This window comes from Arthrobacter echini (assembly GCF_004803505.1).
Classification (GTDB): Bacteria; Actinomycetota; Actinomycetes; order Actinomycetales; family Micrococcaceae; genus Arthrobacter_D; species Arthrobacter_D echini.
On record NZ_SSWH01000001.1, the window covers coordinates 197,550 to 222,796 of the forward strand.

Sequence of the window (25,247 nt, forward strand, 5' to 3'; positions counted from 1 at the left end):
AGCACGTTAGCCCGGGCTGTCGGTCCAATCGGATCCGCGGCCGGGTTGTCTACGAAGATGTGGAGGCTCGGTGCGAATGCCGACCAGTCGAAGAACACAGAATGCGGTGAAGAACCGCCGACACGCCGCCGTCGTGGCGGGCGTCCTGGCCGGAACGCTGCTGATGAGTGGGTGCGGGCCCGCGGCGTCCGACAACACCCTCACCTGGTACATCAACCCGGATGCCGGAGGCCAGGCCGCCATCGCCGAGAGATGCACCGCCGAATCGGACGGGCGCTACAGCATCGAGACGTCGCTGCTGCCCAGTGATGCCGCCTCCCAGCGCGAACAGCTCGCTCGCCGCCTCGCAGCGGGGGACTCCTCCCTCGATATCATGAGCCTCGACCCGCCGTTCGTCCCCGAACTGGCAGGCTTCCTCGCCCCGGTGCCCGACGACGTCGCAGCAGCCACCACCGAGAACGTCGTCGAGGGTGCACTGGCCGGGGCCACGTGGCGGGACGAACTCGTCGCCGTACCGTTCTGGGCGAACACGCAGATCCTCTGGTACCGGGAGTCGGTGGCCGAGGCTGCGGGCCTGGACATGTCGGCACCGGTCACCTGGGACCAGATCATGGACGCCGCAGAATCCCAGGACAAGGACCTCGGGGTACAGGGCGCCCAGGCGGAGTCGATGACGGTGTGGGTGAACGCCCTGGTCGAGTCCGCGGGCGGGTCGATCGTCACCAATCCGGAGGCCCCGGCCGACGAGATCGAGCTCGACCTCGTCTCCGATGCAGGACGCGAAGCCGCGCGGATCATCTCCACCATCGGTGAGGAAGGCCTGGGCGGGCCGGGACTCGCGACACAGAACGAGAACGCCTCCCTCGACCTCTTCCAGAGTGATGCGGGTTCGTTCATGGTCAACTACCCCTTCGTCTGGCCCGCCACCGTCGGAGCCGTGGACGCAGGCACTCTCGACGAGGCCGTCCTCGACGACATCGGTTGGAGCATCTACCCCCGCGTCTACGACGACGAGTCAGCGGCCGCTCCCCTCGGTGGCATCGACCTCGGTGTGGGTGCCGAGAGCGACAACCCCGAGCTGGCGTACGAGGCCGTCCAGTGCATCGTGTCCGTCGAGAACCAGGCGGAGTACTTCGTCACCAACGGCAATCCGCCGTCCAACACCGAGGCCTACGAGGATCCGCGTATCGCGGACTCCTTCCCGATGGCTCCGGTCATCCGCGACTCCCTGCAGGATGCCGCACCACGTCCGCAGACCCCGTTCTACAACGAGGTGTCGACGGGGATCCAGCAGCTCTGGGCTCCGCCGTCCGAGGTGGACCCCGAGACCACTCCGGAGCAATCCACCGATTTCATCACCGCTGTCCTACGAGGAGAGAGGCTGCTATGACCTCCGCCGTACCCGCTCCACCGGCAAATCCCACCAGCTCTCCCGATTCGACGCCGAGTGTCGAGACCCGGTCGACGCCGGGGAAGAAGGCCCCGAAGCAGTACAGCGAGCGGGCCCGGGCCGAACGTCGCCTCGGCTGGCTCCTTGCAGGTCCGGCCTTCGTGGTCATGCTGCTCGTCACGCTGTACCCGATCCTGCAGGCCACCTACGAGTCCCTGTTCCAGTTCCGCCTGACCGCACCCGACGAGCGGCAGTTCGTCGGGCTCGGCAACTACGGGGTCATCCTCACCGATTCCGTGTGGTGGCGAGATCTCGGCACCACACTCCTGATCACCGTCATCACCGTGGCCGTGGAACTCGTCCTCGGCTTCGCCCTGGCCCTCGTGATGAACAAGGCCCTGAAGTCCGTCAGGGGGGTGCTCCGGACAGCGATCCTGGTGCCGTACGGCATCATCACCGTCGTCTCGGCGTTCGCCTGGTTCTACGCCTTCGACATCAACTCGGGCTATGTGAACTCGTGGTTCGACTGGCTGCCCGGCATCGACGAGAACCTGAACTGGTTCGCCCAGACAGGCACCGCCCTGTTCGTGATCATGGCCTCCGAGATCTGGAAGACCACCCCGTTCATCTCCCTGCTCCTGCTGGCCGGTCTGGCGCAGGTACCCGACGAGCTCAGCGAAGCCGCGAAGGTCGACGGCGCCACCTGGTGGGAGCAGATGCGCAAGGTCATCATCCCGAACATGAAGGCTGCGATCATGGTCGCGGTCCTCTTCCGGGCGCTGGACGCCTTCCGGATCTTCGACAACGTGTTCATCATGACCAACGGCGCATACGGCACCGAGGTCCTCTCGCTGCTCGCGTACCGACAATCGATCAGTAGGCTGGAGATCGGCCTGGGCTCGGCGGTCTCCGTCCTGCTCTTCCTGTGTGTCCTGATCATCAGCTTCGTCGCGATCAAACTGTTCAAGGTCGATCTCGCCGGCACCCAGGGAGGAAAAGGATGACGAACTCCAGCACCAAGAACAAGGTCCTCTGGGCCATCGTCACGGTCCTCGTGCTCCTGTACGCGCTCTTTCCCGTGGCATCGATCCTGGCCACCTCGTTCAAGGCCCCGAGCGATCTGACGAGCGGCACGTTCCTGCCGACGTCGGGGCAGGCAACCACATCGAACTACGAGCAGATCCTCGTCGGCAACGCACAGGGACTCTTCCTCTCGGCACTGCGCAACTCGATCGGCATCTCGCTGATCGCCACGTTCATCGCCGTCGTCCTGGCCACACTGTGCGCCTACGCCATCGCCCGGCTGGACTTCCCCGGGAAGGGTCTGGTTCTCACCACGGCGCTGGCAGTCTCGATCTTCCCCGTCATCTCGATCGTCACGCCACTGTTCAACCTCTGGCGGACCATCGGTCTCTACGACACGTGGCTCGGACTGATCATCCCGTACCTGTCACTGACTCTCCCGATCTCCATCTGGACCCTCGCCGCGTTCTTCCGGCAGATCCCGTGGGAGCTCGAGCAGGCAGCACAGGTGGACGGTGCGACGTCGTGGCAGGCCTTCCGCAAGGCGATCGTGCCCCTGGCCGCGCCCGGCGTCTTCACGACGGCGATCATCGCCTTCTTCATCGCGTGGAACGACTTCGTCTACGGGATCTCCCTGACCTCCACGGAGACGGCGAGACCCGTTCCGGCGGCCCTGGCGTTCTTCACGGGAGCATCCCAGTTCGAGGCGCCCACCGGCGCGATCTCGGCAGCGGCGATCATCGTCACCATCCCCGTGGTCCTGCTCGTTCTCCTCTTCCAACGCCAGATCGTCTCGGGCCTGACCTCCGGCGCCGTCAAGGGCTAACGCCCCCGGTTCAAGTAAAGGATTCGCACCATGGCTTCAATCACCCTCAACAACCTGGTCAAGAAGTACGGGGACGGCTTCCCCGCCGTCAACGACATCAGCATCGACATCGCCGACGGCGAGTTCATCATCCTCGTCGGCCCCTCCGGCTGTGGGAAGTCCACCCTGCTGCGCATGATCGTGGGGCTCGAGGACATCACCGACGGTGATCTGCTGATCAACGGCGAGAGAGTCAACGAGAAGGCTCCGCGTGACCGAAATCTGGCGATGGTGTTCCAGAACTACGCCCTCTACCCGCACCTCACCGTGTACGAGAACATCGCCTTCCCCCTGCGCCTGGCCAAGGGCAAGCACTCGGAGGACGAGGTGAACAGGCTGGTCACGGATGCTGCCTCCACGCTCGAGCTCACGGAGCACCTGCAGCGCAAGCCCGCGAATCTCTCGGGCGGCCAGCGCCAGCGCGTCGCGATGGGCAGGGCGATCGTCCGTCAGGCGGACGCGTTCCTGTTCGACGAACCCCTCTCCAACCTCGATGCCAAACTGCGCGGGCAGATGCGCTCGGAGATCTCCCAGATGCAGCGTCGGCTGGGCATCACCTCGGTGTACGTCACGCACGACCAGACCGAGGCTATGACCCTCGGCGACCGCGTAGCGGTGCTCAAGAAGGGTGAGCTCCAGCAGATCGCCTCGCCACGCGAGCTCTACGAGCAGCCCGTCAATCTCTTCGTCGCGGGGTTCATCGGCTCTCCCTCGATGAATTTCCTGCCGGCGACCATCGAGGGGAACACGCTGCACACCTCACTCGGTGACCTCGAGATCCCGGCATCGAAGGCCGAGAAGGCGGCGGGCAGGAAGGTGGTACTCGTGGGCCTGCGCCCCGAGTTCTTCGAGGACGCCAAGCTGGTGGAGGACCACAAGCACGCCAACGGAACCACCTTCACGGCGACCCTGACGCATACCGAGTGGCTCGGCAACGAGCAGTACGGATACATCAATTTCGATCCCGCGCCCGAGATGCGGGACGTGCTGAACAGTCTCGCCCGTGAGATGGACGCCGATGAGCTGCGTCCGCAGATCGTCGTCACCCTGGACGCGGCCAGCCGCATCCGCGGAGGGCGGGAAGCGGAGATCTGGCTCGATACCCGCAAGCTCCACCTGTTCGACGCGGAGAGCGGGGAGAACCTGACGCGGGACGCCGAGGCGGGCGCCCAACTCACGCGCGAGGCCAACGAGGAACGCGCCGAGGAGATCGCAACGGCCCAGCAGGCCGACGAGGAGCGCGGATCCGGGACGGGTGAGCAGACGACCTCGGGCCGGCCCGCCGCCACTGTCCAGGCCGGTGCACCGCGGTCCTCGGGTGCCACTGCGGCGGGCGGGAAGCACACCGCCGGCTGACCCGCGCGCCGACCCTGCGCCTGCGGGGTCCGACGGGCATGAGGCGAGGCGCAGGAGGACACACAGCAGGAACGGCACCGCCGAACGGGTGCCGGTCCTGCTGTGTAGGCTGGCCCCCATGGGTGAACGCGACGCCGCCGGGCAGATCCCGGCGGATCCCCTAACTCCGGGGCCGGCTGTGCCGGAGCGGGTGGCCCTGCAGGGCGCTCACGCATGATCGCGCTGGAGATCATCAGTTCGACTCTCACGGCCCTCGGTGTGGGCCTCCTCCTGGCAGCGGTGGCGATCCGGCTCATCTACGGCTCGTGGATCAGCACGCACGCCATCAGCTTCGAGCACGAGGGCCACGCCTACCTGCGGTGGCACGACCACCGGTACCGGATCATCGAGGCGCTGTGGTCCGGCCAGGTGGAACCCAGGGGCACTGCCAGGCCTGATCCTCCTCCGTCGGGCGAGGAGATCGGCATCTACTTCCACGTCCGCAGACCCGTCACCTTCTCGCTCCGGGCACCCTATCGGGGCACCCGCGGCCTCGCCGTCGTGGGCCTCTGCCTCGCGGTCCTCGGGGTACTGGTGGGCTTCCTGCCCGGCTGAGTCCCTCCAGCCGGTACCGTTGAGGCGTGCAGACAAGCCCGGTCGTGAAGGTTCTCGCAGCCTGGGTGCTGGCCATCCTGCTGATCGTGGCCTGCTGCAGCGCGCTCGTGGCCGCCATGAACTCGCGGCTCTACAGCCCCGAGCACCGCGTGGAGCGCTACCTCGGAGCACTGCAGGAGGGCGACGGCGGGCAGGCCCTGGGTCTGCTGGACGCAGCTGTTCCCGAAGGCGTCGATCCGAGCCTGCTCGACGGCGATGCTCTGCGTGCGGCGAGTGCACCCCTCGAGGACATCGAGGTGCAGGATGCCCGGGACACCGGTGCGGACCGGGTGGAGGTCCCGGTCAGCTACCAGCTCGACGGCGCAGCGCAGACCACGCTCTTCGAGCTGGAGCAGACGGGGACCACGTGGGGTGTCTTCGACGTCTGGGAGTTCACGCGGACGACGCTGCCGACGCTCAGGATCTCGGCGCCGACCCTCGATATGGCGACGGTCAATGGCATGGACGTCGGACTCGGGGACGGCGCGACCGATCTCGCATCGTTCTACCCGGCGATCGTCACCGCACAGGTCAGCGGCCCGTATCTCACCTCCCCGCAGCAGCAGGCCGTCGTGACGGGCTCCGGCGATACCCCGGCGCAGCTGGACCTCGCCACCACGACCACGCCAGAGCTGGAGCAGGCCGTGACCGACCGCGTGCATGCGTTCCTCGACTCCTGCGCCGCCCAGGCGGTCTTCCAGCCGACCGGCTGTCCCTTCGCCTACGTCACCACCGAGCCGGTGGCCGCCGACGTCGTATGGACCATCGAGGAGTACCCATCGGTGACCATCATGGCGGAGGACGGCGGCTGGGCCCTGGCTCCCCTCGAGGGCTCGGCCCGGCTGGAGACGACGTTCCGCGACTACTTCTCCGGCGCCGAGACCGATATCTCCGAATCGATCGCCTACCAGTTCGAAGCGGACCTGACGGTCACGGGGAACGCGGTCACCGTGACCCCCATCGTCGACGACTGAGCCCATGCGAACCCGGGCTCCGTCGTCGGAGTCCGGGTCGTCCTTCCCTCCGGAGCGGCCAGGAGCCTCAGTCCAGGCCGCGCAGGTCCAGCGTCAGGGCGCTCTCGCCGTCCTCGGTGACGGACACCGGGATCCCCCAGTCCTGCTGGTACAGATGGCAGGCGGCGTGGTCGGGGATCTCCCCGCCCGGCTCGCCGTCGCAGGAGGCCGCCCGTGCGGTGATGTGCAGCACGCCGTCGCCCGCCTCCGGTGAGAGCACGAGCTCGCGCGTCAGCCCCTGTGAGGTCCCGCCGCCGGAGACGATGAGCGACTCCGGGGAGGCACTGATCGCCAGCTGCGTGGGATCACCCCAGCGGTCGTCGAGCTTCTGTCCGCTGGGCGCGGTGAAGCGGACCGTGAGCGCCAGCGGCCCGTCGGCCACCGCCGTCGTGGGTCGCTGCGTCCGGGATGCCCCCTCGTCGACCGCGAGCGCTTCCCGGGGCAGCGGAGCCCGCACCAGCTGATGACTGTTCGCCTCGACGACGATGAGCAGGGGATCCCCGCCGCCCGCCACCGGGCCCACATCCACGAGCACGTCGGAGGGCTCCGAGAGACCGCGCAGGAGGGTGGAGACCTGGCGCGTCGCAGGATCGTATCGGCGGACGGCTCCGTTGTAGGTGTCGGCGATGGCGATCGACCCGTCGGGAAGCGCGGTCACGCCCAGCGGGTGCTGCAGTCGTGCCTGCTCCGCGTCACCGTCGCGGAACCCGAAGTCGAACAAGCCGGTCCCGATGACGGTGTGCACCTGTGTCCGGATACGCCCGTCGGTCTCACTGAAGGTCAGCGAGCGCACGGCCGAGGTCTCCGAATCGGCCACCCACAGAGTACCGTCGGCGTCCTCGACGAGCCCGGAGGGCTGGGCGAACCACGCGGCGGAGGCATCGCCGTCCAGCAGTCCCTCCAGCCCGGTCCCGGCGAGGACGTCGATGGCACGGGTGCGCGGGTCGTAGCTGAACAGCTGGTGCGTGCCGGCCATCGCCACGACCACGCGCTCCAGGACGGACGAGTACACCACGTCCCACGGCGAGGAGAGCGAGACGTCCAGCGCGTCATCCCCGAGGTGTGTCTCGGTCAGGCGCGGCGACTCGCTCTCGGCACCCACCTCACGGGCGTTCTCCTGCAGCCCGGCCCGCGTGTGGTTGCCTGCGTCGAGGAGTCGCTGCGTCCCGTTGCCGGCGAGCGTGGTGACCTCACCGGTGGCCAGCTCGACGCCGCGGAGCCGGTGGTTCACGGAATCGGCGACGACGACGTCGTACCCCACCTCTGCGGCGAGTGCCGCGGGAAGCAGCGTGAGCCCCTGCGGTTCGTTGAAGCGGGCCTCGGAGGGCCCGCCGTCGGCGTGGCCCCTGGCCCCCGACCCGATGGTGCGCCGTACGGTGGTCAGGTCCGCTTCCAGCTCGACGAGTCGGTGGTGCCCGGTATCACCCACGAGGAAGGTGCCGGAGTCCGGCATGGCGAGGAGCTTCCCGGGGAACTTCAGGGTCCCGGCTGTGCCGGCGGCCGGCACGTAGGGGCCGTCCCCACGGTGCAGCGTCCCCTTGGCCTCGTGCTCGGCGACGAGTTCGGCGACCAGCGAGGTGAGACCTGCCGCATGCCCCTCTCCGGAGAGGTGCGCCACGATGTAGCCCTCGGGATCGATCACCACGAGGGTGGGCCAGGCGCGGGCCGTGTAGGCCGCCCAGGTGCCCAGCTGCGGATCGTCCAGGACCGGATGGTCGATGTCGTAGCGTTCCACCGCCGAGGCAAGGGCTGCGGGATCGGCCTCGTGCTCGAACTTCGGGGAGTGCACCCCCACGGTGACCAGGACGTCCGGGTACTGCTGCTCGAGCGGCCGCAGTTCGTCGAGGACGTGCAGGCAGTTGATGCAGCAGAACGTCCAGAAGTCGAGGATGACGATCTTCCCGCGCAGGTCCTCGAGCTGAAGTTGCCTGCCTCCCGTGTTGAGCCAGTTACGGCCGGTCAGGGCTGAACCGCGCACCCGGTATCCGGTGCGCACAGTGGTTTCGGTCATTCATCGTCTCCTGCTGTGGTGGCCCGCGCAGCGGGCTGCGTCCGGGGGGCCCGGGGTCCGACGTCCCGCGCTGCGAGGTCGGTGAACATGCTGTTGTAAGCGGCGAGCTCGGCGTCGTTATTCCTGTCCGCCGCACGGTCCTTCCGCTTCGTCTCCCGTGCGTCGGACCGGGACCACATGACAGCGACACCGATGGCGAGCAGGAGTGTGGGAAGCTCCCCGACGCCCCAGGTGACAGCCCCTCCGACCTGCTGGTCGGCGAGCGCGGAGCCGCCCCACTCACGGCCCATGTTGCCGAACCAGGACGCCTGGAGGAGGGATGTCGAGCCCATGAGCGCGACGCCGAAGAACGCGTGGAAGGCCATGGTCGCGAAGAGCAGCAGGATCCTCAGGGGGTACGGAGCGCGGTACGGCACGGGATCGGAGCCGATCATCGACAGCACGAAGATGTACCCGGTGATGAGGAAGTGCGTGATCATCAGCTCGTGTCCCACATGCTCGCGCAGCGCGAAACCGAACAGCGGCGAATAATAGAAGACGATGATGGAGGCCACGAAGTTACCGGCGGCGAAGAGGGGGTGTGTGATGATCCTGGACGGCCAGGAGTGGACGATGGCGAGGATCCACTCGCGGATGCCCCGCGTGCCGTCCCGGCGCGCACTGAGCGCCTTCAGGGCGAGCGTCACCGGCGCGCCGAGGACCAGGAACAGCGGCACCACCATGGTCAGCGCCATGTGATCGATCATGTGGGCGCTGAAGAGCACCATGCCGTAGACAGCAGGCGCACCCGAGGTGAAGTAGGTCAGCAGGAGCAGTCCGGTCAGCCAGCTGAGGAGTCTGAGGATCGACCAGGAGTCGCCGCGGCGACGCAGCTTGAGTACACCGAGCACGTACGCGATGCCGAGGGTCAGCGCGACGGCGATCCACAGCCAGTCCGGGCGCCATTCCGTGAGCCACCGGGAGAGGACGGGCTCGGGCGGCAGGTCGTACCCCGTGAGGATGCGTGCCGGTCCGGCCTCGGCGGGCAGCACCTCCGCCCGGGGCGGCGCGGTACGTCCGAGCGCTCCGGCCACGCCGAACACGGCAGCCATGACCACGAGCTCGACGGCGATGAACTGCCAGAGGACACGACGTGCCGAGAGCCCTGATGCAGCCGATCCCGCCGGGGCCTCGAGCTGGGGGATGATCCACTGGCGGTGCATCCAGCCGATCCCGCCGAGGAGCAGGGTGGCGATGGTCTTGAAGGTCACGAGCAGCCCCCACGGGGAGCCGAGCTGCGCGAGATCGGTGATCCTGAGGCTGGCGTTGATCACACCGGACGCGACCACGAGGACGAAGGCGAACCCCGCCAGCGCCGAGAAGCGCTTGAGCACGGGGAGCGTCTGGTCGCCGAGTCTCCCGCTCACCATGGCGAGGGCGATGATTCCGCCCGCCCACAGGCATACGCCCACCAGATGCAGCGCGATCGAGTTCACCGCGGCGTTGTGGTCGTCGCCGCTGGCGGAGTGGCCCACCAGCGCCATGGGGAGCAGGTTCAGCAGCGCCAGGACCAGTCCGAGCGCCAGTCCGATCTGGGAGCGCACCCCGAACAGTATGGTCGCGAGGAGCGCGGCGACGATCGAGGTGACCAGCCAGGCGCGCCCGGTGGAGAAGTCGGTCAGGAAGGCTGCCAGGCCCTCGGTGTAGGTCGGATCCGAACTCAGGGGCAGACCCGCGGCGTCCGAGTAGGTGAACACCAGCACGCCGAGTGCCCCCAGGGTCCAGGCGACCGCCGAGACGGAGGCCAGGAGTACCGCCCGCGAGAACGCGGGATGCTCGGCCGCATCCTTGTGCGGCTTGCGGCCCACCGCGCCGATCCTCCGCGGGAGCATGACGACCGCGAACACGAGGGCACCGATGGTCCCGGCGGCCGCGGTGTTGTTGAGGGTCTTCGCCACGGGCAGTCCCCAGCGGGTCAGTGCTCCGGGGTCGCCCAGCTGGCGGGTTGCGGCAGCGCCCGAGTAGAGCAACCCGAGGATCAGGGCTGCCAGGACCACGAGGCCCGCGGCGATCAACCAACCGGTGCCGATGAAGCGCCCGGTCGCGGGCGCGGCAAGCCTCTCACGCGGTTGCTTCGCAGTGGTGGACACGGACACCATTCTCTACCCGGAGTAGAAATAGGGCCAATTCCCAGGGGTCGTCCGATCGGTCGGTCCGTACCGCCGACAACGGCTACCGCTACGTGTCAGATGAAGCACAGGGGTGGGCTCTTACGACGGAGGACCGCCACCGTGAGCGGTGGCGGTCCTCCGGATCACCGTGACCTACTTGGCGGAAGCCTTGAGCTTCGAGCCCGCGGTCAGCTTCACGCTGTGGCCTGCGGCGATCTGGATGGTCTCGCCGGTCTGCGGGTTGCGTCCGGTACGTGCTGCGCGGCTCGTGCGCTCCACCGCCAGCCACCCGGGGATGGTGATCTTCTCGTCCGCGGCGACGGACTCGGCGAAGACCTCGAACAGTGCGTCGAGGACGCCGTTGACGGCGGCCTGGCTGGTGTCGGCCTTCTCTGCTACCTCGGCAACAAGTTCACTACGATTCTTAGCCATGTCAGATCCTCCTGGAAGTCAGACTTCGGAATTGAGCTCTTCTCGGTGTTGGAAAAGCCTCTGTTCGAAAACCTATCAGCTTGTCAGGTATCTCCCGCGTGTTCATGCGGCACTGCGCCGTGAATACCGGTATTTCCTGCCTCGCGGGGTTGCGTGCTGATACGGTGCTCCGCTCCCGGCCCCCGGCACGGCCACTGACACGAAGGAGTCGGCCGCCCGAGGGCTGCCGACTCCTTCTGCACCGTCGACCATATCGACGGCACCCACTACTGGGCGAAAGCGCTCGCGCCTGTCACCAGCTCGACTTCGTCACGCCGGGCAGCTCGCCACGGTGCGCCATGTCGCGGAACCGGACGCGCGAGATACCGAACTTCTGGAGCGTCCCCCGGGGACGGCCATCGATCTGGTCACGACTGCGCAGTCGCACCGGCGATGCGTTGCGAGGCAGCTTCTGCAGCCCGAGGCGTGCAGCCTCACGGGCTTCATCCGTGGCGTTCTCGTCCACGAGGGTCTTCTTGAGCTCGAGGCGCTTGGCCGCGTAGCGCTCGACGACGAGCTTGCGCTGCTCGTTGCGGGCGATCATTGACTTCTTGGCCATGCTTAGCGCTCCTCACGGAATTCGACGTGCTTGCGGATCTTGGGGTCGTACTTCATCAGGACCATACGGTCCGGATTGTTGCGACGGTTCTTCCGCGTCACGTAGGTGAAACCCGTTCCTGCGGTGGACTTCAGCTTGATGATCGGACGTACGTCCCTGTCCTTCGCCACTAGAGCTTCACTCCTCTCGCGAGGATCGAGGCGACAACGGCTTCGATCCCGCGGACATCGATGGTCTTGATGCCCCTGGCCGAGACCTGCAGGGTCACGTTGCGGCGCAGGGAAGGCACGTAGTAGCGCTTCTTCTGAATGTTGGGGTCGAACCGGCGCTTGTTGCGGCGGTGCGAGTGCGAAATGCTGTGTCCAAAGCCGGGCTCGGCTCCGGTCACTTGGCAGTGGGCTGCCATAACTCTCCTCCAGATTAGATGAACGTGACGGAATCACTTGTCGGGCGTCCCGCCACCAGTAATGACACCGTTATTACTGCAGCTTTCCGGAGGTTGACCTGGCAGGGTGAGAACCTGCCGAAGCACCTCGCCGCGGGGAAGACGGTGAAGATCAGGTGGTGCGCGGCGTCGCCACCGGCACATACCTGAATTCCAGGTAGTCGCGGGTAGCCGGAGAGCACCTGCCTGTCCACGGACGAGCGCGCTGACCTCCGACCAAACGCCCTACCATGCTACCGGCAGGCATGGCCGCGGCCAAACCCCGCTACGAGATACATGGGAAGTCCCTGTGCCGCGGGAGCCGGCGGGTGGCGCGGGCGCGCCGGCGCCCGTGCCTGGTCAGGAGGCGCCCGAGGCCCATCGCGGGTGCACCAGCGCCGGGTACTTCGCACTGAGCCCGTCACCCGAGGACACCCGCCGCAGCCGCCGTCCCACCCAGGGAGTGAGGTACTCCCTGGCCCACTGCGCATCAGCGCGTACCTGCGCGAGCCGTCTCAAAGCCGGACGTTCCGCGAGTTCGGGAAGGTCGATCCGGTGCGATGCGCTCATGGCCTCGAGGACCCGCACCGCCATGAGCGTGTGACCTGCCGTGGACATGTGCATCCTGTCCACGTCCCAGTAGCCCCAGTCCTGGAACTCACGAAGACGCCAGTAGTCCACGATCAGTGCCCCGCGCCGGTCGGCGATCTCGCGCACCAATTCGTTGTAGATGGCAGTACGCCCGCGGGTCGTACCGAACACAGCGGAGGCGGAGGCGTCGAAACCGGTGAAGAGCACGACGTCGGCCCCGGACTCCCGAAGTCTGCGTACCCCGTCGTCGTACCGGTCCATCAGCTGGTCGATGTCGACGCGCGGTCTCAGGATGTCGTTCGCGCCGGCATAGATGGTGACGAGGTTCGGCTCCAGCGCCAGCGCGGCGTCGATCTGCTCGTCGAGGATCTGGCGCATCTTCTTCCCGCGGATCGCCAGATTGGCGAAACCCCAGGACGGATCCGCATGGATCAGCTGCTCCGCGACGCGATCGGCCCAGCCCCGGACGCCGTTGGGCGAGCCCGGATCCGTATCGCCGACCCCCTCGGTGAAGGAGTCTCCCAGTGCCACGTATCTGCGGGTGAAAGTCACCTCGAGAACACTACTACCCGACGCCTGCACCCGACGGGATAGGCTCGAAGCCCACCCGCCGGCCCCCGTATGAAGGACATCATGCCCACTGACGCTCCCCCCGAGGCGATCACCGGTCCAGGGACCGACACCGGCACGGGCCCGGGTGGCCGCCGCGCAGCGCTGATCATCAACCCCACCAAGTCCCCCGCCGACGACGTGCGGGACGCCGTCGAACGCTTCTCCGCCGAGGAGGGCTGGGAGGCACCCCTGGTCCTGGAGACCACGGAGGAGGACCCGGGCCAGGGTCAGGTGCGTGAGGCACTCGATGCGGCAGTCGATCTCGTGATCGTGGGCGGAGGAGACGGCACTGTGCGGTGCGTCGCGGAGGAGCTCGTCGGCACCGACACGCTCATGGCCCTGGTGCCACTGGGGACCGGGAATCTCCTGGCCCGCAATCTCGACATCGCCGTCGATGACCCGACATCCGCCGTGGAGGCCGCCTTCCGCGGCACCGAGCGCAGCATCGATGTGGTCCACCTCACCATGGACCGCGCACAGGACGCGCAGGTCTTCCTCGTGATGGCCGGGCTCGGCTACGACGCCGCCATCATGTCCGATACGCGCGAGGATCTGAAGGACCGGGTCGGCTGGCTCGCCTACGTGGATGCGGGAATCAGGAATCTGCCCGGTGAACCTGCCCACGCCTCCATCTCGATCGACGGCGCCGCGCCCTTCGAGTGCCGCCTGCGCAGTGTGATGGGCGGTAACTGCGGGAAGATCATGGGCGGGCTCGAGATCTTTCCGGGAGCGAAGATCGACGACGGCCTGATGGACCTGATGACCATCGCGCCGAAGGGCCGACTGGGGTGGCTGGCCGTTCTCGGCAAGCTCTTCGTCCGCGGCAGGGGCAAGGATCCCTCGCTCCAGTACCACCAGTGCCTCACGGCCGAGGTCACCCTGCGGGAGCCGCTGGAGGTCCAGATGGACGGTGACGCCCTCGGGGCAGCGACCCATCTGCTCTTCGAGGTCAAGCCGAGATCGCTCCGGTTGAGGATGCCGCTGGGCTACAAGGATCCGGCCGTCGTGAGTGATCCCCTACCCTGACCGGGCACAGCCTGATCCGACCCGCTTGCTCCGGTGCGATCAGAACCACGGTGCCGGATCGACCTTATCCCCGTCGAGCAGCACCTCGAAGTGGAGATGGCACCCGGTGGAGTTGCCCGAACTGCCGACCCTGCCGACCAGCTCGCCCCGACCGATCAATGCACCCGCCGGAACCTCCAGCACACCGAGATGGTTGTAGGTCGTTGCCAGTCCGCCCCCGTGATCGATCACGACGCGCAGACCTCCGCCGTACGCATGCCAGCCGGACTCCATCACCGTGCCCGGCTCGACGGCGGTGACAGCGGCACCGCATCCGCAGGCGTAATCCAGGCCCGGGTGGAATTCCAGACCCACCCCGGTCACCGGGTTGATGCGGTACCCGAAGGATGAGGCGAGGACCGCACGCTCGACGGGTACGTCGAAGGCACTGTGGGAGTCGCTCATGATCTCCGGGGGCGCCAGGGACTCCACGGACCCCGTGGCACCAGGTAGCGCCTCGACGGCGGCGCGTACCGGGGGGCCGACGTGGACCGGCGGCCCTGCAGGGTGCAGGGAGAACGCCGCGTCCGCATCCGCAGCCGTCACCGCCACTGCACGATCGGGGGAATCGGGGTGGGCGGTCCTGGAGGTGGTCACCATGGCGGGTGATGGCGCGGTGCTGTCCGGCCCGTGGGCGATGATCAGGATCCCTACGGACGCGATACCGATACCGACCTCCATGGCCCTGCTGCGCGACGACCCGATGAGGCGGACGACGCGCTGCCCATGCCCGGCTCGTCGGGTGATCACACTGTCCTTCTCCGCAGGGGAACCGGCGGCACGATGCCGTCCTGACCCTGTCGTCCCGGCCATCCGCCACCTCCAGCCGACGTCTCGTCGCTGCGGTTCTCGTCGCAGCTGTTTCCGTCGTCACTGTAGGGAAGGAGAACCGGGGCCACAACGCGTGCACCACGCCTGTGGACAACCTGTCGCGAAAGCTCAGGACGGTTCGCTGCGACCCGTCCGCCAGTACCCCATGAAGGAGACCTGCTTCCGATCCACGCCGACGTCGCGCACCAGGTCAGGAAAAAAAGCCGTGCTCTGACACCCGCCCCGAAGCAGGTCCGAGCTGTTGGATCAGGGGGCCTCCGGTGGGGTCCCGTCGCCGAAGGGCTTTCCGCCCAGTGCTTCCCGCCCGTGCTCGGTGGTCCACCCGGAGAGGTCGGGTCCCTTCGGCACGATGCCGGTGGGATTGATGTCCTCGTGGACGATGTAGTAGTGCTGTTTGATCTGCTCGAAGTCGACGGTGTCGCCGAATCCCGGGGTCTGGAACAGGTCACGTGCGTAGCCCCAGAGTGCGGGCATCTCCGTCAGCTTGTTGCGGTTGCACTTGAAGTGGCCGTGGTACACGGGATCGAACCGCACCAGGGTGGTGAAGAGGCGGACGTCGGCCTCTGTGATGGTCTCCCCGACGAGGTACCGCTGCGTGGTCAGGCGCTCCTCGAGCCAGTCCAGAGCCGTGAAGAGCCTGTCGTAGGCGGCGTCGTAGGCCTCCTGGGAACCCGCGAAGCCACAGCGGTACACCCCGTTGTTGACCTCCGTGAAGACACGCTTGTTGACGGTGTCGATCTCCTCGCGAAGGTGCTCCGGGAGGAGATCGGGGGCACCGTCGCGGTGGAAGTCCTTCCACTCCGTGGAGAAGTCGAGCGTGATCTGGGGGAAATTGTTCGTGACGACAGCACCGGTGGTGGTGTCCACGATGGCGGGAACGGTGATTCCGCGTGGGTAGTCGGGGTCGCGCTTGAAGAACGCCTCCTGCAGTCGTTCGATCCCGAGCACGGGATCCCGCCCGTCCGGATCGAGATCGAAGGTCCATGAGCGCTTGTCGTGCGTGGGGCCCGGGGTGCCCAGCGAGATCGCGTCCTCGAGGCCGAGGAGCCGCCGTACGATGATCGAGCGATTGGCCCAGGGGCATGCTCGTGCTGCGATGAGCCGGTACCGGCCGGCCTCCACCGGGTAGCCGTCGGCGCCGTCGCGCGTGATCCTCGTCTCGATGTACTGGGTGTCCCGCGTGAACTCCTTCCCGTCGGTCACATAGGATCCCTTGGTGCTGTGCGTCGATGTGTCGCTCTGCTCGGTGTTGGTCATGGTGCAAGTCTAGAATGTCCGGCTGATACAGGAGGAGCTCCACTGCACGGCAGTGGAGCTCCTCCTGTATCAGCATTTCATCGCCGCTTCGTCAGGACTTGCGTGACTCGCGCTCCGAGTCCAGGCGCAGCTCGCGCCCCTCGTTGACGATCTTCAGGTACTTCTCGTGCTTCTTCTCCGCGGCGGAGAAGTCCCGCGGGGGGAGCTGGATGGTGTCCTCGGCCTCGATTCCTGCCTGCAGTTGCCGGCCGCGCTCCATCTCGGCGTCGAACTCCACGCCGAAGAGGAGTGAGAGATTGGCGAGCCAGAGCCACAGGAGCAGGACGATCACGCCGGCAACCGCACCGTAGGTGGCGTTGTAGTTACCGAAGTTGGCGACATAGATGGAGAATCCGGCCGTGGTGATCGCCAGGACGATCAGCGCGATGAATCCGCCCAGGCTCATCCAGCGGAACTTCGGCTGCTGGATGTTCGGCGTGCCGTAGAAGAGGACGGCGATCATGGCGACCGCGAAGGCGACCATGACCGGCCACTTCGCGATGTTCCACACGGTCACGGCGGTACTGCCGAGCCCGATCGCATCGCCGACGGCCTGGGCGACCGGACCGGAGAGCACGAGGAGCAGGCCCATGATGACGACCAGGACGAGGACGATCAGGGTGATGAGCAGCATCTGCGGACGCAGCTTGAAGAAGCTGCGGCCCTCCTCCACCTCGTACACCCGATTCGTGGCCCGGGAGAACGCGGTGACATACCCCGATGCACTCCAGAGGGCGCCCACGAGACCGATCACGAAGGTGAGCCCGGCCGCCTGGTTGGAGGCCAGGCTGAGAATGGTCGGCCTGATCGTCTCGAGTGCTTCTTCCGGTGCGAACTCCCCGAGGATCTCGAGCACCTGATTCGTGGTGGCCTGCGCCTGTCCGAAGAGCCCGAGAACGGAGAGCAGGGCCAGGATGCCGGGGAAGATCGAGAGGACGGCGTAGTAGGTGAGCCCGGCCGCGAGGTCGGTGCACTGGTCCTTGCTGAACTCGCTGACAGTGCGCTTGAACACGTATCCCCAGGCCGGCTTCCTGACCTCGTTCAGGCTGTCCGGCTTCCGCGAATCCTCCGGATGCACAGCGGTCTGCGCCCTCTTGGCCGCCTCGCTCTTCGGTGCGGTACGCACCCTGCTGCTACTACTCATGGATATCTCCCTGTCAAGCCATGGACCCGGCCCCCGGTGTCCATTGCGGCTGTGCGTCACCGTCAACTGCACCATAAGCTTACTGAGCGGTCCAGTCGCGCTCCGACGCGCCCGGGTCGCCGCAGTCGTGGAACCCGGCTGCAATCACCAGACCCAGGAGTCAGTCATGCGCATCATGGTCACCGGTGCCACCGGAAATGTCGGCACCGCCGTCCTCAGCCGTCTCCACCAGGCCGTGCGCGACCAGGAGCAGGTCTCCGGGTCCGAGGACGGCACCCTCTCCATCGCGGGAATCGCCCGGACCGTTCCCGACACGTCACTGGAGCCGTACGACGGCGTCGACTGGCACGCCATCGACATCGGCTCCGAGGACAGCGTGGACGCCCTGACCGCTGCGCTCACCGGGGTCGACGCCGTCGTTCACCTCGCGTGGGCCATCCAGCCGAACCGCGACGAGGGATTCATGCACCGGACGAACGTCACGGGAACCGCGAACGTGCTGCGGGCAGCAGCGGCGGCGGGAGTGCAGCACGTCGTCTGCGCGTCGTCGGTCGGCGCGTACTCCCCTTCCGCCAAGCACACCCGCAGGGACGAGTCCTGGCCGGCCGGTGGTATCGACTCCTCCCACTACAGCCGGCACAAGGCCGAGCAGGAGGCTCTGCTCGATGCCTTCGAACAGGACCATCCGCACATCCCGGTGGCACGGCTCCGGCCGGGCCTGATCTTCCAGGAGCAGGCCGGCAGCGAGATTGGCCGCTACTTCCTGGGTCCGCTCGTCCCGAAGATCGTGCTGGGTGCAGTACCGCTGCCCCTCGTGCCGATCCCGGACGCCTTCGTCTTCCAGGCAGTCCACGCGGAGGATGTCGCCGACGCGTACTGGAGGGTCGTGGCGCAGCGCGCCTCGGGCGCCTTCAACATCGCGGCCGAGCCCGAGCTGACACCTGCGCGCGTTGCCGATCTGCTCGGCGCGCGTCGTGTCATCTCCATGCCGGTCCGCGTCCTGCGCTGGATCGTCGGGGGAAGCTGGGGACTCGGGCTGCAGCGCACCGACCCGGGCTGGATCGACATGGCGGCGCAGTGCCCGGTCATGGATACCTCCCGTGCACGGGCCGACCTGGGCTGGGAGGCTCGCCGGACATCGCGCGATGCCATGACCGCTGTGATCGCCGGTCTGCGCTCGGGAGAAGGTCACACCGGCTCGCCGAAGCTCTACCCGCGAGGCAGGGGGTAGGCCTCCTCGCGCGACAGATCGTCAGCAGGGGGTCACGTCTGCGCAGAGGCCATCGAGGAAGCCGCTACGCCTTCGCGCCGGGCACTTCCGGGCATCTGATCCTGGCACGCCGGCAGGCTGACCGTGAACTCCGCCCCGCCGCCGGGAACGTTCCGCACGGCGATCCACCCGCCATGGCTCTCCGCGATGCGTCGGCAGATGGCCAGCCCGAGGCCCGTACCCGACGCCCGTGTCAGGCCGTTCTCGGAGCGGTGGAACTCGTCGAAGACCCGATCGAGGTCCGCCTCGGGAATGCCGATACCGTTGTCCCGGACGGACACGAGTGTCCTGCCGGTGTCCGCGTCGACCGACGTCGCGATGGTCACCTCCGCCGTCCCGTCGGTGCGTCCGTACTTCAGGGCATTGCCCACGAGATTCTCCATGAGCTGCAGGAACATCCGTTCATCGGCGTGGACCGGATGGTGGGTCAGGACGGTGAATCGGACCGGAGGCACGGTGGCTCCGCGCAGTGCACTCCTCAGTTCGATGATGCCCTGGACGGCGTCGGTCACGTCGAGGTCGGCCGGGGAGAGCCGCTCCTCCTTGGCCAGGCTGTACACGAGGAGGTTGCGGATCAGGGTCCTCATGCGCAGGCTGGCCTGCTGAAGCCGTCCGACACTCGATTGCCGTTCAGCGGGCGAAAGATCCGGGTCCTCGAGCATCTCGAGCCACCCGTCGAACACGGTGAGCGGCGTCATGAGGTCGTGGGCCACTACAGAGGCGAAGCGGCCCAGATCGCGCTGGTATACGCGCTCGTCGGTCATGTTGCGGGTGACGACGACGGCGCCGCGTTCGCCGGGTAGCGGCATGGCATCCACGGACAGATGGAGCACCTGCCCGTCCGGATGGATGAGGTCGAGGTCCATGCGTTCGGTGGCGATCCCCTGCAGCGCGAGATTCAGCGGATTCTCCGCATCGGCGAGCGGCTCACCGTCCGCAGTGGTGATCTCGTAATCGCGCTGCCAGGGTTCACCGGGCTGGGCAGCCCCGGATCCGAGCCAACGGGCACTCGTCTCGTTCTGGAAGATCAGGCGCCGATCGGGACCGGCGACCAGAACGCCGTCGTTCATCCGGCTGATCACGAGATCCCGGAGGTCGGCCGAGGCCTCCGCCTCGGCGTTGGCGCGGTACAGGCCCGCGATCAGGTGCCGGCGCTCGTCCATGCTCAGGGCCAGGACCGCGGAGAGCGAGAAGGCGATGAACATGAAGGACTGCGCTGCGTAGGTGGCAACGCCCTCGCCGAGCTCCTGGAACGGTCCTCGACCCACCACGGTGAAGAGGATGAGAAAACCGCCACAGGCGAGTCCGTGCACCATTGCCCACCCGGACCGCAGGCGAAGGCCCGCCCACATGTGGACCGGAATGACGATAAAAGCGACCGGCAGCCCGGAGGTCGCCCCGAAGGTCACCGTGTACAGGAGCAGGGAGACTCCCGCCAGAGCTGCAGCCTCGTTGGGTCCGGCACTGTTGGGATACGCGCGCTCCCTCCCGGCCGCCCGGTTCCTGATGCCTCCGGCGAGGATGATGCCGAGCGAACCGACAGCGGTGAGGGACACCGCGTGGCGGACGAGCCAGGGCACGAAGACGGAGAAGGGGGAGTCGGAGCCATCCAGCGCGCTGCCACCGACGATGACGAGGGCGCCGACGGAACAGGCGATCAGTGCCACCGCTCCGAGTCGGAGATAGTCCCCCACCGTTCGGATGCCGGGCCGGGGAACCAGTCGCCGGACGAGGTATGACGCAATGACTGTCTGGACCGTGCTTCCGAGAACCACACCGGTAGCCAGTGCGGGGCTGAGGCCGGTGACCAGGGTGACCGTTGCCAGCACGGGGATCGCTGCGATGAGCACGACGGCGACGTCGCGCCGGGATCTCAGGCTCCAGAGTCCCCAGAGGAAGTGGATGGCTGCTGCGGGCCAGACGAGGGCGAGCTCCGAGGACTCGAAGGTGATGGTGCGCCCGAGAAGCGCTGCCGCCGCGAGGAGGATGGCGAACAGAAGATGAACAGCCGGGGACGACAGCATCGTCAGTCCGCGCGCGACTGCCTGAACCCACCCCATGTCCATGCCACTACCCATTCAGAAGAATCAGCTGCGCACCGCTGCTGGACCCTGCGTGCGCACAGCAACCTGAGACCTGGCAGCTGTGCCACACATCATACGTGCTGACTTTGCCCGCCTGTGCTCACCAGCACCCCTTCGGCTGGTCGAGCGACCCGGCGTACCCTCTGCTGCGCCGCATTCAGCCCGGGATGCGGGCCAGCGTCCTGTACTGCGGGTTCTGCTCCAGGAAGGTCTGCGCTTCAGGGCAGGCTGCAACCACGCTGAGTCGACGCCTGTGGGCGTTGAGCAGCGCATGGCGTACCAGGAGACGATCGAATCCTTTGTCCTCGAAGCCTGGCTTCTCCACGAGGGAGCGCAGGGTGAGCTGACCTCCGACAATGAGGTATCTGAGGTACGTGGTCAGATACCCATCGAGGTACAACTCGAATCGCGACGTGAAGGCAGAGTCCTTGAAGACCGTACGGTCACGGCCATCATCGACCTCCGGCTCGCGACGGACCCTGGCTTCGATCTCCTCGACGGCTGCCAGGTACCGCTCATGGGCCTTGATCGGCGGATCATCGGTATCGAGCAGACGGAACATCCTGGTTGCCATGATCCTCAGGTCCGCCAGCGACATCGCGGTGAGATCCTCGGCTCGAACAGCACATGCGAGCCACTGCGCTTCGCGCTCCCGCCTCGTGGGAGGCACGGTCGCAGGACTGGTGTTCTCGAGGTGGGCGGGGGTCAGTTCTTGATCAGCCTGAACGTCCGCTGTGGCGGTGTCGAGGACGATCACGGGTTCTGTCATGAGTATCCAATGCTGGTCCGGCGCCAGAGCCTGCTGCTAGACCATGGCGTGAGTGACAGTAATCTCTGCCACCCCCAAAAATTTGCAGCGCGGACGAGATCCGGCACGGCACCCTCCTACGCTGATAAGCTTGCTCACACCCGGAACGAAGTGGTAGAGGGTTCTTCACGGACGACAGGGGAGATGATGACGATGGCCGACAAGAAGTTCACCGTGACCGAGGAGTCCACGAGCAGGCATCCGCAGGACTGGGGGCGCGCCATGGCTGTTGCCATCTGCCGCCTCACCGACCTGGCCCGGGAAGCAGGAGACCCGGTCCACGATGAGGCATTGCTGGGTGAGGACCTCCATCTCAATGTCGGCGAGACGGCTGACGGCGTGAACATCACGATGTCCTGGACCCCGCGTGAGCAGGAGGAACTGACCCTGGCCACCGGGGGCGAAGAGATCACGGGCGACGGCGGTCGCAGCGCAGGTTGAGCGCGATTCGGCCCAGCCGGCGGGAACACCGCGGGGCTCGGCCAGTAGCGCAGTACGAACCAGTAGCGCTGAATGAAGAGGGTCGGCCTCACCGAAAATCGCTAAGCAGACTGATGTTCTCCGGAGTACGCTGGGGTGGAATCACCCGACGCACCACGTGGAGGACATCATGACTGAACGGCACCCTGATCCGTCGGACTCGGACGCAGGTCACCCCGATCCCGAGGAGAACAACATCACCGGGCTGGAGCCGGGCGGAGGTGTCCCTCCGGGCGAAACACCTCCGGCAGAAGCGAGTACCACCTGGGACCAGGGTCACACGGAGGACAAGACCCAGTCGAAAGGCATCACGGCGGTATGGATCGGGGTCGTGGCCGTGATCGTCCTGCTGGTCCTGATCTTCATCGTGGGAAATATCGTCGGTCTGATCAACCTCACGTAGCTCGGCTTCGCTACGACTTGGCTACGACGGAGCCCCTGTTTCGCACCAGCGATACAGGGGCTCCGTCGTAGCCGTGAGTGGGAGAAGTACCCCGCCTACTCGGCGCCGTCCCGCAGCCTGTAGTGGTCGATCAGCGCCGATTCCTCCTCCGGTGAGAGTTCCGCTGCGCTCGCTGTCTTCGGCGAATCGGCGATCTCGCTCTTGGTCCAGCCGAGGTGGAGTTCGTCGCGCTCGAAGCGGGAGTTCGCCAGCGGTGCATAGTGCTTGCGCGAGTTCAACAACCCGAGCGAGACCGTGATCCACGCCGGTACACCCGTCTCCCGCTCGAGGTGCACGTCATTGACGTCGCCGAGTTTCTTGCCGTCGCTGTCCCATACCGTTGCCGATTGGAGCTTCGTGATTTCGCCCTGAGCCATCGCAGGTCCCTTCGTGGATGGGGGAAGTTGGTCCGCTGTCCATTTCAGCCCAGATACCGGTAGAGGGCAATCGGAGCCCGGAGTCAGTCCTCGTCAGCGGCGTCCGCAAGCATCGGGACGAAGGCGTCCTCGATGGTGAGCTGACCTGAATGCCATTACGGACTGTCTGTCCTACGTGATGGTCACCCCTCGCGGGCCTTTTTGGTCTCACGGTCGTTGGCCTTCTGCAGCGCATCGACCAGCTCACCCTTCGACATCGTCGATCGACCGCTGACCCCGAGTTTCTTCGCGAGGTCGTAGAGGTGCTTCTTGGAGGCGTTGGCGTCCACTCCCCCGGCTGTGGGAAGAGCGTCCGCCTTTCCCCCGGCGGCCTGGTCGTCGGAGGGACCCTTCGACTCCTTCTGTTCCCAGTGATCACCGACCTTCTCGAACCCGTGCTTCAGGGATGCGAAGGCCGTGCGGTGCGCACGCTCTCCGTCGCCGTACTGCTCCTCCGCGGAGTCCAGCGTCGCGGCGAAGGTGTCCTGCGCCTTGACCTCGGAGCGCTGCAGCGTGCTCGGCAGCGTCTCCGACCTGACCTTGCCGTCCTTCGTGAACCGCGCCATCTCTCCCACCTTCCACTGTTCCGTCGCGTCACGCTCCCTGGTGCCGGACGCTCGACGGCTGCGCAGCACACCGCGCACTCTCGGTAGACTATGGGACGGCAAGCGCGCCACGCGAGAGCCATCGGACTGCACATCGCTGCACCGGGGCGCACCGGGCTGAGAGCCCGCTTCAGCCCTGTCCTGCCTCATCACCCGTGAAAGGCTCCCATGAGCACCGTTTCGACCACGACCGACACGCCGGTCATCCCTCGCCAGACGTGGCTTGCCCTCGCAGCCCTTCTGCTGGGCATGGGTATTGCGCTCCTGGACACGACGATCGTCAATGTCGCCCTCCCGACGATCCGCACCAGCCTGGACGCCTCGGAGTCCATGCTCTCCTGGATCATCTCCGGCTACGCGCTGGCCTTCGGTCTGACCCTGATACCCGCCGGCCGGCTCGGGGACCGGATCGGCCACAAGTGGATCTACTTCTCCGGCGTCGCCCTCTTCACCATCGCGAGCCTCGCCTGTGGATTCGCACAGAGCGATCTGCAGCTGGTGATCTTCCGTGTCCTCCAGGGCCTGGCCGGAGGTGTCTTCGTACCGGCCGTGACGGCCTTCATCCAGCTGCTCTTCCCTGGAAGAACCCGCGGCACCGCGTTCGCGATCATGGGCGCGGTCATCGGCGTGTCCTCGGCGCTCGGACCGATCATCGGCGGGCTCATCATCGAAGCGTTCGGTGAGGAGAACGGCTGGCGTCTGGTCTTCTTCGTGAATCTGCCGGTGGGGATCATCACCTGCATCGCGGCCGCCGTCCTGCTCCCTCCCCGCGACAAGACACTGCCGCGCCCCGCCAAGGGCCTGGACGGCTTCGGGATCGCCCTCGTGTCGGCTGCTTTCGTGGCTCTTCTCGTTCCCCTGATCCAGGGGCAGGAGGAGGGCTGGCCGCTGTGGACCTGGCTCTCCCTGGCCGGCGGGGTCGTGCTGCTTGCAGCATTCGGCGCGTGGGAGGTTCACACCGCGCGGCAGGGACGCATGCCGCTGGTCCCGCCGACGCTGTTCTCCCACAAGTCGTTCACGGGTGGGGTGATTCTCGCCATGATCTACTTCGCTGCCTTCACCAGTATCTTCTTCACCATCTCGCTCCTCTGGCAGTCCGGTCTCGGCTACTCGGCCCTGGCCTCCGGCGCAGTGGCCATTCCGTTCGCCGTCGGCAGCATCATCAGCTCCTCGCAGAGCAATCGCCTGGCACTGAGGCTCGGCCGTAACGTCCTGATCCTGGGAACCGCCCTGGTGACCGTGGGACTGGGTTGGTCCTGGCTGATCCTGCTGCTCACGGAACCCGCCGACCTGACCAACTGGCTGTTCGCCGTTCCGCTGCTGCTGGCAGGGCTCGGCAACGGCTTCTTCATCGCACCGAACGTGCAGTTCATCGTCGCCACGGTGGATCGGCAGGACGCCGGTTCGGCCAGTGCCGTCATCTCGGCGATCCAGCGCATCGGGTCGGCGGTGGGCATCGCCATCATCGGCAGCGTTCTGTTCGGCTCCCTGCCGGGTGGCCAGGAGCTTGCCACCGCGGCCGGCCGCGCGGCAGGTTTCACGGACGCATCGGCGGCTGCCATGGGCGTCAGCGCAGCCTTCGCTGCCGTCGCCTTCGTGCTGGTCTTCACTCTGCCGCGGCGGGTCGCCACACCCGGACCTCCGGCTGCGGATCGGAAGACCCAGTCGACGCCGGACCGGGCCGCCCAGGAGGCGTAGGCCGGAAGGA

At 66.8% G+C, this 25,247-nt stretch carries 25 protein-coding genes; 11 read left to right on the forward strand and 14 right to left on the reverse strand.

Annotation, left to right across the window (positions count from 1 at the left end):
* The first annotated feature begins 76 nt into the window (after positions 1-76).
* The 6 genes from E8P82_RS00955 (at position 77) to E8P82_RS00980 (ending at position 6,241) form a co-directional block, all read left to right on the forward strand.
* The gene (locus tag E8P82_RS00955; RefSeq protein WP_136452615.1) at positions 77-1,390 is read left to right on the forward strand and encodes an extracellular solute-binding protein; all 1,314 of its coding nucleotides are present in this window, start codon (positions 77-79) and stop codon (positions 1,388-1,390) included.
* Positions 1,387-2,394 carry a carbohydrate ABC transporter permease gene (locus tag E8P82_RS00960; protein WP_136452616.1) on the forward strand — a complete coding sequence of 336 codons (1,008 nt, stop codon included), beginning with the start codon at positions 1,387-1,389 and terminating at the stop codon, positions 2,392-2,394. The genes E8P82_RS00955 and E8P82_RS00960 overlap by 4 nt, the downstream gene beginning before the upstream one ends.
* Positions 2,391-3,239 carry a carbohydrate ABC transporter permease gene (locus tag E8P82_RS00965; protein WP_136452617.1) on the forward strand — a complete coding sequence of 283 codons (849 nt, stop codon included), beginning with the start codon at positions 2,391-2,393 and terminating at the stop codon, positions 3,237-3,239. The genes E8P82_RS00960 and E8P82_RS00965 overlap by 4 nt, the downstream gene beginning before the upstream one ends.
* 30 nt (positions 3,240-3,269) lie before the next feature.
* A complete protein-coding gene (locus E8P82_RS00970) occupies positions 3,270-4,634 on the forward strand; it encodes an ABC transporter ATP-binding protein (protein WP_136452618.1) in 1,365 nt (454 codons plus the stop codon).
* A 213-nt stretch (positions 4,635-4,847) separates the two neighbouring features.
* A complete protein-coding gene (locus E8P82_RS00975; RefSeq protein ID WP_136452619.1) occupies positions 4,848-5,228 on the forward strand; it encodes a hypothetical protein in 381 nt (126 codons plus the stop codon).
* A 26-nt stretch (positions 5,229-5,254) separates the two neighbouring features.
* Positions 5,255-6,241: a hypothetical protein gene (locus E8P82_RS00980; protein WP_136452620.1), complete on the forward strand. Its 987-nt coding sequence runs from the start codon at positions 5,255-5,257 to the stop codon at positions 6,239-6,241.
* Between the two features lie 67 nt (positions 6,242-6,308).
* On the opposite strand, the gene E8P82_RS00985 is transcribed toward E8P82_RS00980, so the two are convergent.
* The 7 genes from E8P82_RS00985 to E8P82_RS01015 all read right to left on the reverse strand — a co-directional run bounded on the left by E8P82_RS00985 (position 6,309) and on the right by E8P82_RS01015 (position 13,038).
* Entirely contained in the window at positions 6,309-8,291 is a 1,983-nt protein-coding gene (locus E8P82_RS00985; protein WP_136452621.1) for an NHL domain-containing thioredoxin family protein, read from the reverse strand.
* Positions 8,288-10,429, reverse strand: a complete 2,142-nt coding sequence (locus E8P82_RS00990; RefSeq protein WP_136452622.1) for a bifunctional copper resistance protein CopD/cytochrome c oxidase assembly protein — start codon at positions 10,427-10,429, stop codon at positions 8,288-8,290. The genes E8P82_RS00985 and E8P82_RS00990 overlap by 4 nt, the downstream gene beginning before the upstream one ends.
* Before the next feature lie 165 nt (positions 10,430-10,594).
* Positions 10,595-10,873 carry an HU family DNA-binding protein gene (locus tag E8P82_RS00995; protein ID WP_136452623.1) on the reverse strand — a complete coding sequence of 93 codons (279 nt, stop codon included), beginning with the start codon at positions 10,871-10,873 and terminating at the stop codon, positions 10,595-10,597.
* 292 nt (positions 10,874-11,165) lie between these two features.
* Complete coding sequence (gene rpsN / locus E8P82_RS01000) at positions 11,166-11,471, reverse strand: 30S ribosomal protein S14 (protein ID WP_136452624.1); 306 nt, start codon at positions 11,469-11,471, stop codon at positions 11,166-11,168.
* 2 nt (positions 11,472-11,473) lie between these two features.
* Positions 11,474-11,641, reverse strand: coding sequence for a 50S ribosomal protein L33 (gene rpmG, locus E8P82_RS01005; RefSeq protein ID WP_136452625.1), 168 nt, complete (start codon positions 11,639-11,641; stop codon positions 11,474-11,476).
* Positions 11,641-11,877, reverse strand: coding sequence for a 50S ribosomal protein L28 (gene rpmB / locus E8P82_RS01010; RefSeq protein ID WP_136452626.1), 237 nt, complete (start codon positions 11,875-11,877; stop codon positions 11,641-11,643). Before rpmB ends, rpmG begins: the two co-directional genes overlap by 1 nt.
* A 378-nt stretch (positions 11,878-12,255) precedes the next feature.
* A complete protein-coding gene (locus E8P82_RS01015; RefSeq protein ID WP_136452627.1) occupies positions 12,256-13,038 on the reverse strand; it encodes an SGNH/GDSL hydrolase family protein in 783 nt (260 codons plus the stop codon).
* 81 nt (positions 13,039-13,119) lie between these two features.
* Between E8P82_RS01015 and E8P82_RS01020 the strand changes: the two genes are divergently transcribed.
* A complete protein-coding gene (locus E8P82_RS01020; RefSeq protein WP_136452628.1) occupies positions 13,120-14,124 on the forward strand; it encodes a diacylglycerol/lipid kinase family protein in 1,005 nt (334 codons plus the stop codon).
* Positions 14,125-14,163: 39 nt separating this feature from the next.
* On the opposite strand, the gene E8P82_RS01025 is transcribed toward E8P82_RS01020, so the two are convergent.
* From E8P82_RS01025 to E8P82_RS01035, 3 genes are all read right to left on the reverse strand, one after another.
* The gene (locus E8P82_RS01025; protein WP_168796459.1) at positions 14,164-14,913 is read right to left on the reverse strand and encodes a M23 family metallopeptidase; all 750 of its coding nucleotides are present in this window, start codon (positions 14,911-14,913) and stop codon (positions 14,164-14,166) included.
* 327 nt (positions 14,914-15,240) lie between these two features.
* A complete protein-coding gene (locus E8P82_RS01030; protein WP_136452630.1) occupies positions 15,241-16,251 on the reverse strand; it encodes a glutathione S-transferase family protein in 1,011 nt (336 codons plus the stop codon).
* 91 nt (positions 16,252-16,342) lie between these two features.
* Positions 16,343-17,434 (reverse strand): YihY/virulence factor BrkB family protein, encoded by a 1,092-nt coding sequence (locus tag E8P82_RS01035; protein WP_136452631.1) that lies wholly within the window; start codon positions 17,432-17,434, stop codon positions 16,343-16,345.
* Between the two features lie 166 nt (positions 17,435-17,600).
* Here E8P82_RS01035 and E8P82_RS01040 point away from each other — a divergent pair, with 166 nt between their 5' ends.
* Positions 17,601-18,665, forward strand: a complete 1,065-nt coding sequence (locus E8P82_RS01040) for an NAD-dependent epimerase/dehydratase family protein (protein ID WP_136452632.1) — start codon at positions 17,601-17,603, stop codon at positions 18,663-18,665.
* 32 nt (positions 18,666-18,697) lie between these two features.
* Here the strand turns inward: E8P82_RS01040 and E8P82_RS01045 are convergent, their stop codons facing one another.
* Positions 18,698-20,770, reverse strand: a complete 2,073-nt coding sequence (locus tag E8P82_RS01045) for an ATP-binding protein (protein WP_168796460.1) — start codon at positions 20,768-20,770, stop codon at positions 18,698-18,700.
* Between the two features lie 175 nt (positions 20,771-20,945).
* Positions 20,946-21,557, reverse strand: a complete 612-nt coding sequence (locus E8P82_RS01050; protein WP_136452634.1) for a GNAT family N-acetyltransferase — start codon at positions 21,555-21,557, stop codon at positions 20,946-20,948.
* Positions 21,558-21,740: 183 nt separating this feature from the next.
* Between E8P82_RS01050 and E8P82_RS01055 the strand changes: the two genes are divergently transcribed.
* Together E8P82_RS01055 and E8P82_RS01060 are read left to right on the forward strand one after the other, a co-directional pair.
* Entirely contained in the window at positions 21,741-22,037 is a 297-nt protein-coding gene (locus E8P82_RS01055; protein ID WP_136452635.1) for a hypothetical protein, read from the forward strand.
* 169 nt (positions 22,038-22,206) lie between these two features.
* The gene (locus E8P82_RS01060) at positions 22,207-22,479 is read left to right on the forward strand and encodes a DUF6480 family protein (RefSeq protein ID WP_136452636.1); all 273 of its coding nucleotides are present in this window, start codon (positions 22,207-22,209) and stop codon (positions 22,477-22,479) included.
* Between the two features lie 95 nt (positions 22,480-22,574).
* On the opposite strand, the gene E8P82_RS01065 is transcribed toward E8P82_RS01060, so the two are convergent.
* The gene (locus tag E8P82_RS01065) at positions 22,575-22,895 is read right to left on the reverse strand and encodes a PRC-barrel domain-containing protein (protein WP_136452637.1); all 321 of its coding nucleotides are present in this window, start codon (positions 22,893-22,895) and stop codon (positions 22,575-22,577) included.
* Positions 22,896-23,077: 182 nt separating this feature from the next.
* The gene (locus E8P82_RS01070; protein ID WP_136452638.1) at positions 23,078-23,500 is read right to left on the reverse strand and encodes a ChaB family protein; all 423 of its coding nucleotides are present in this window, start codon (positions 23,498-23,500) and stop codon (positions 23,078-23,080) included.
* 207 nt (positions 23,501-23,707) lie between these two features.
* Here E8P82_RS01070 and E8P82_RS01075 point away from each other — a divergent pair, with 207 nt between their 5' ends.
* Positions 23,708-25,237 (forward strand): MFS transporter, encoded by a 1,530-nt coding sequence (locus E8P82_RS01075; RefSeq protein ID WP_136452639.1) that lies wholly within the window; start codon positions 23,708-23,710, stop codon positions 25,235-25,237.
* Positions 25,238-25,247 lie beyond the last annotated feature (10 nt).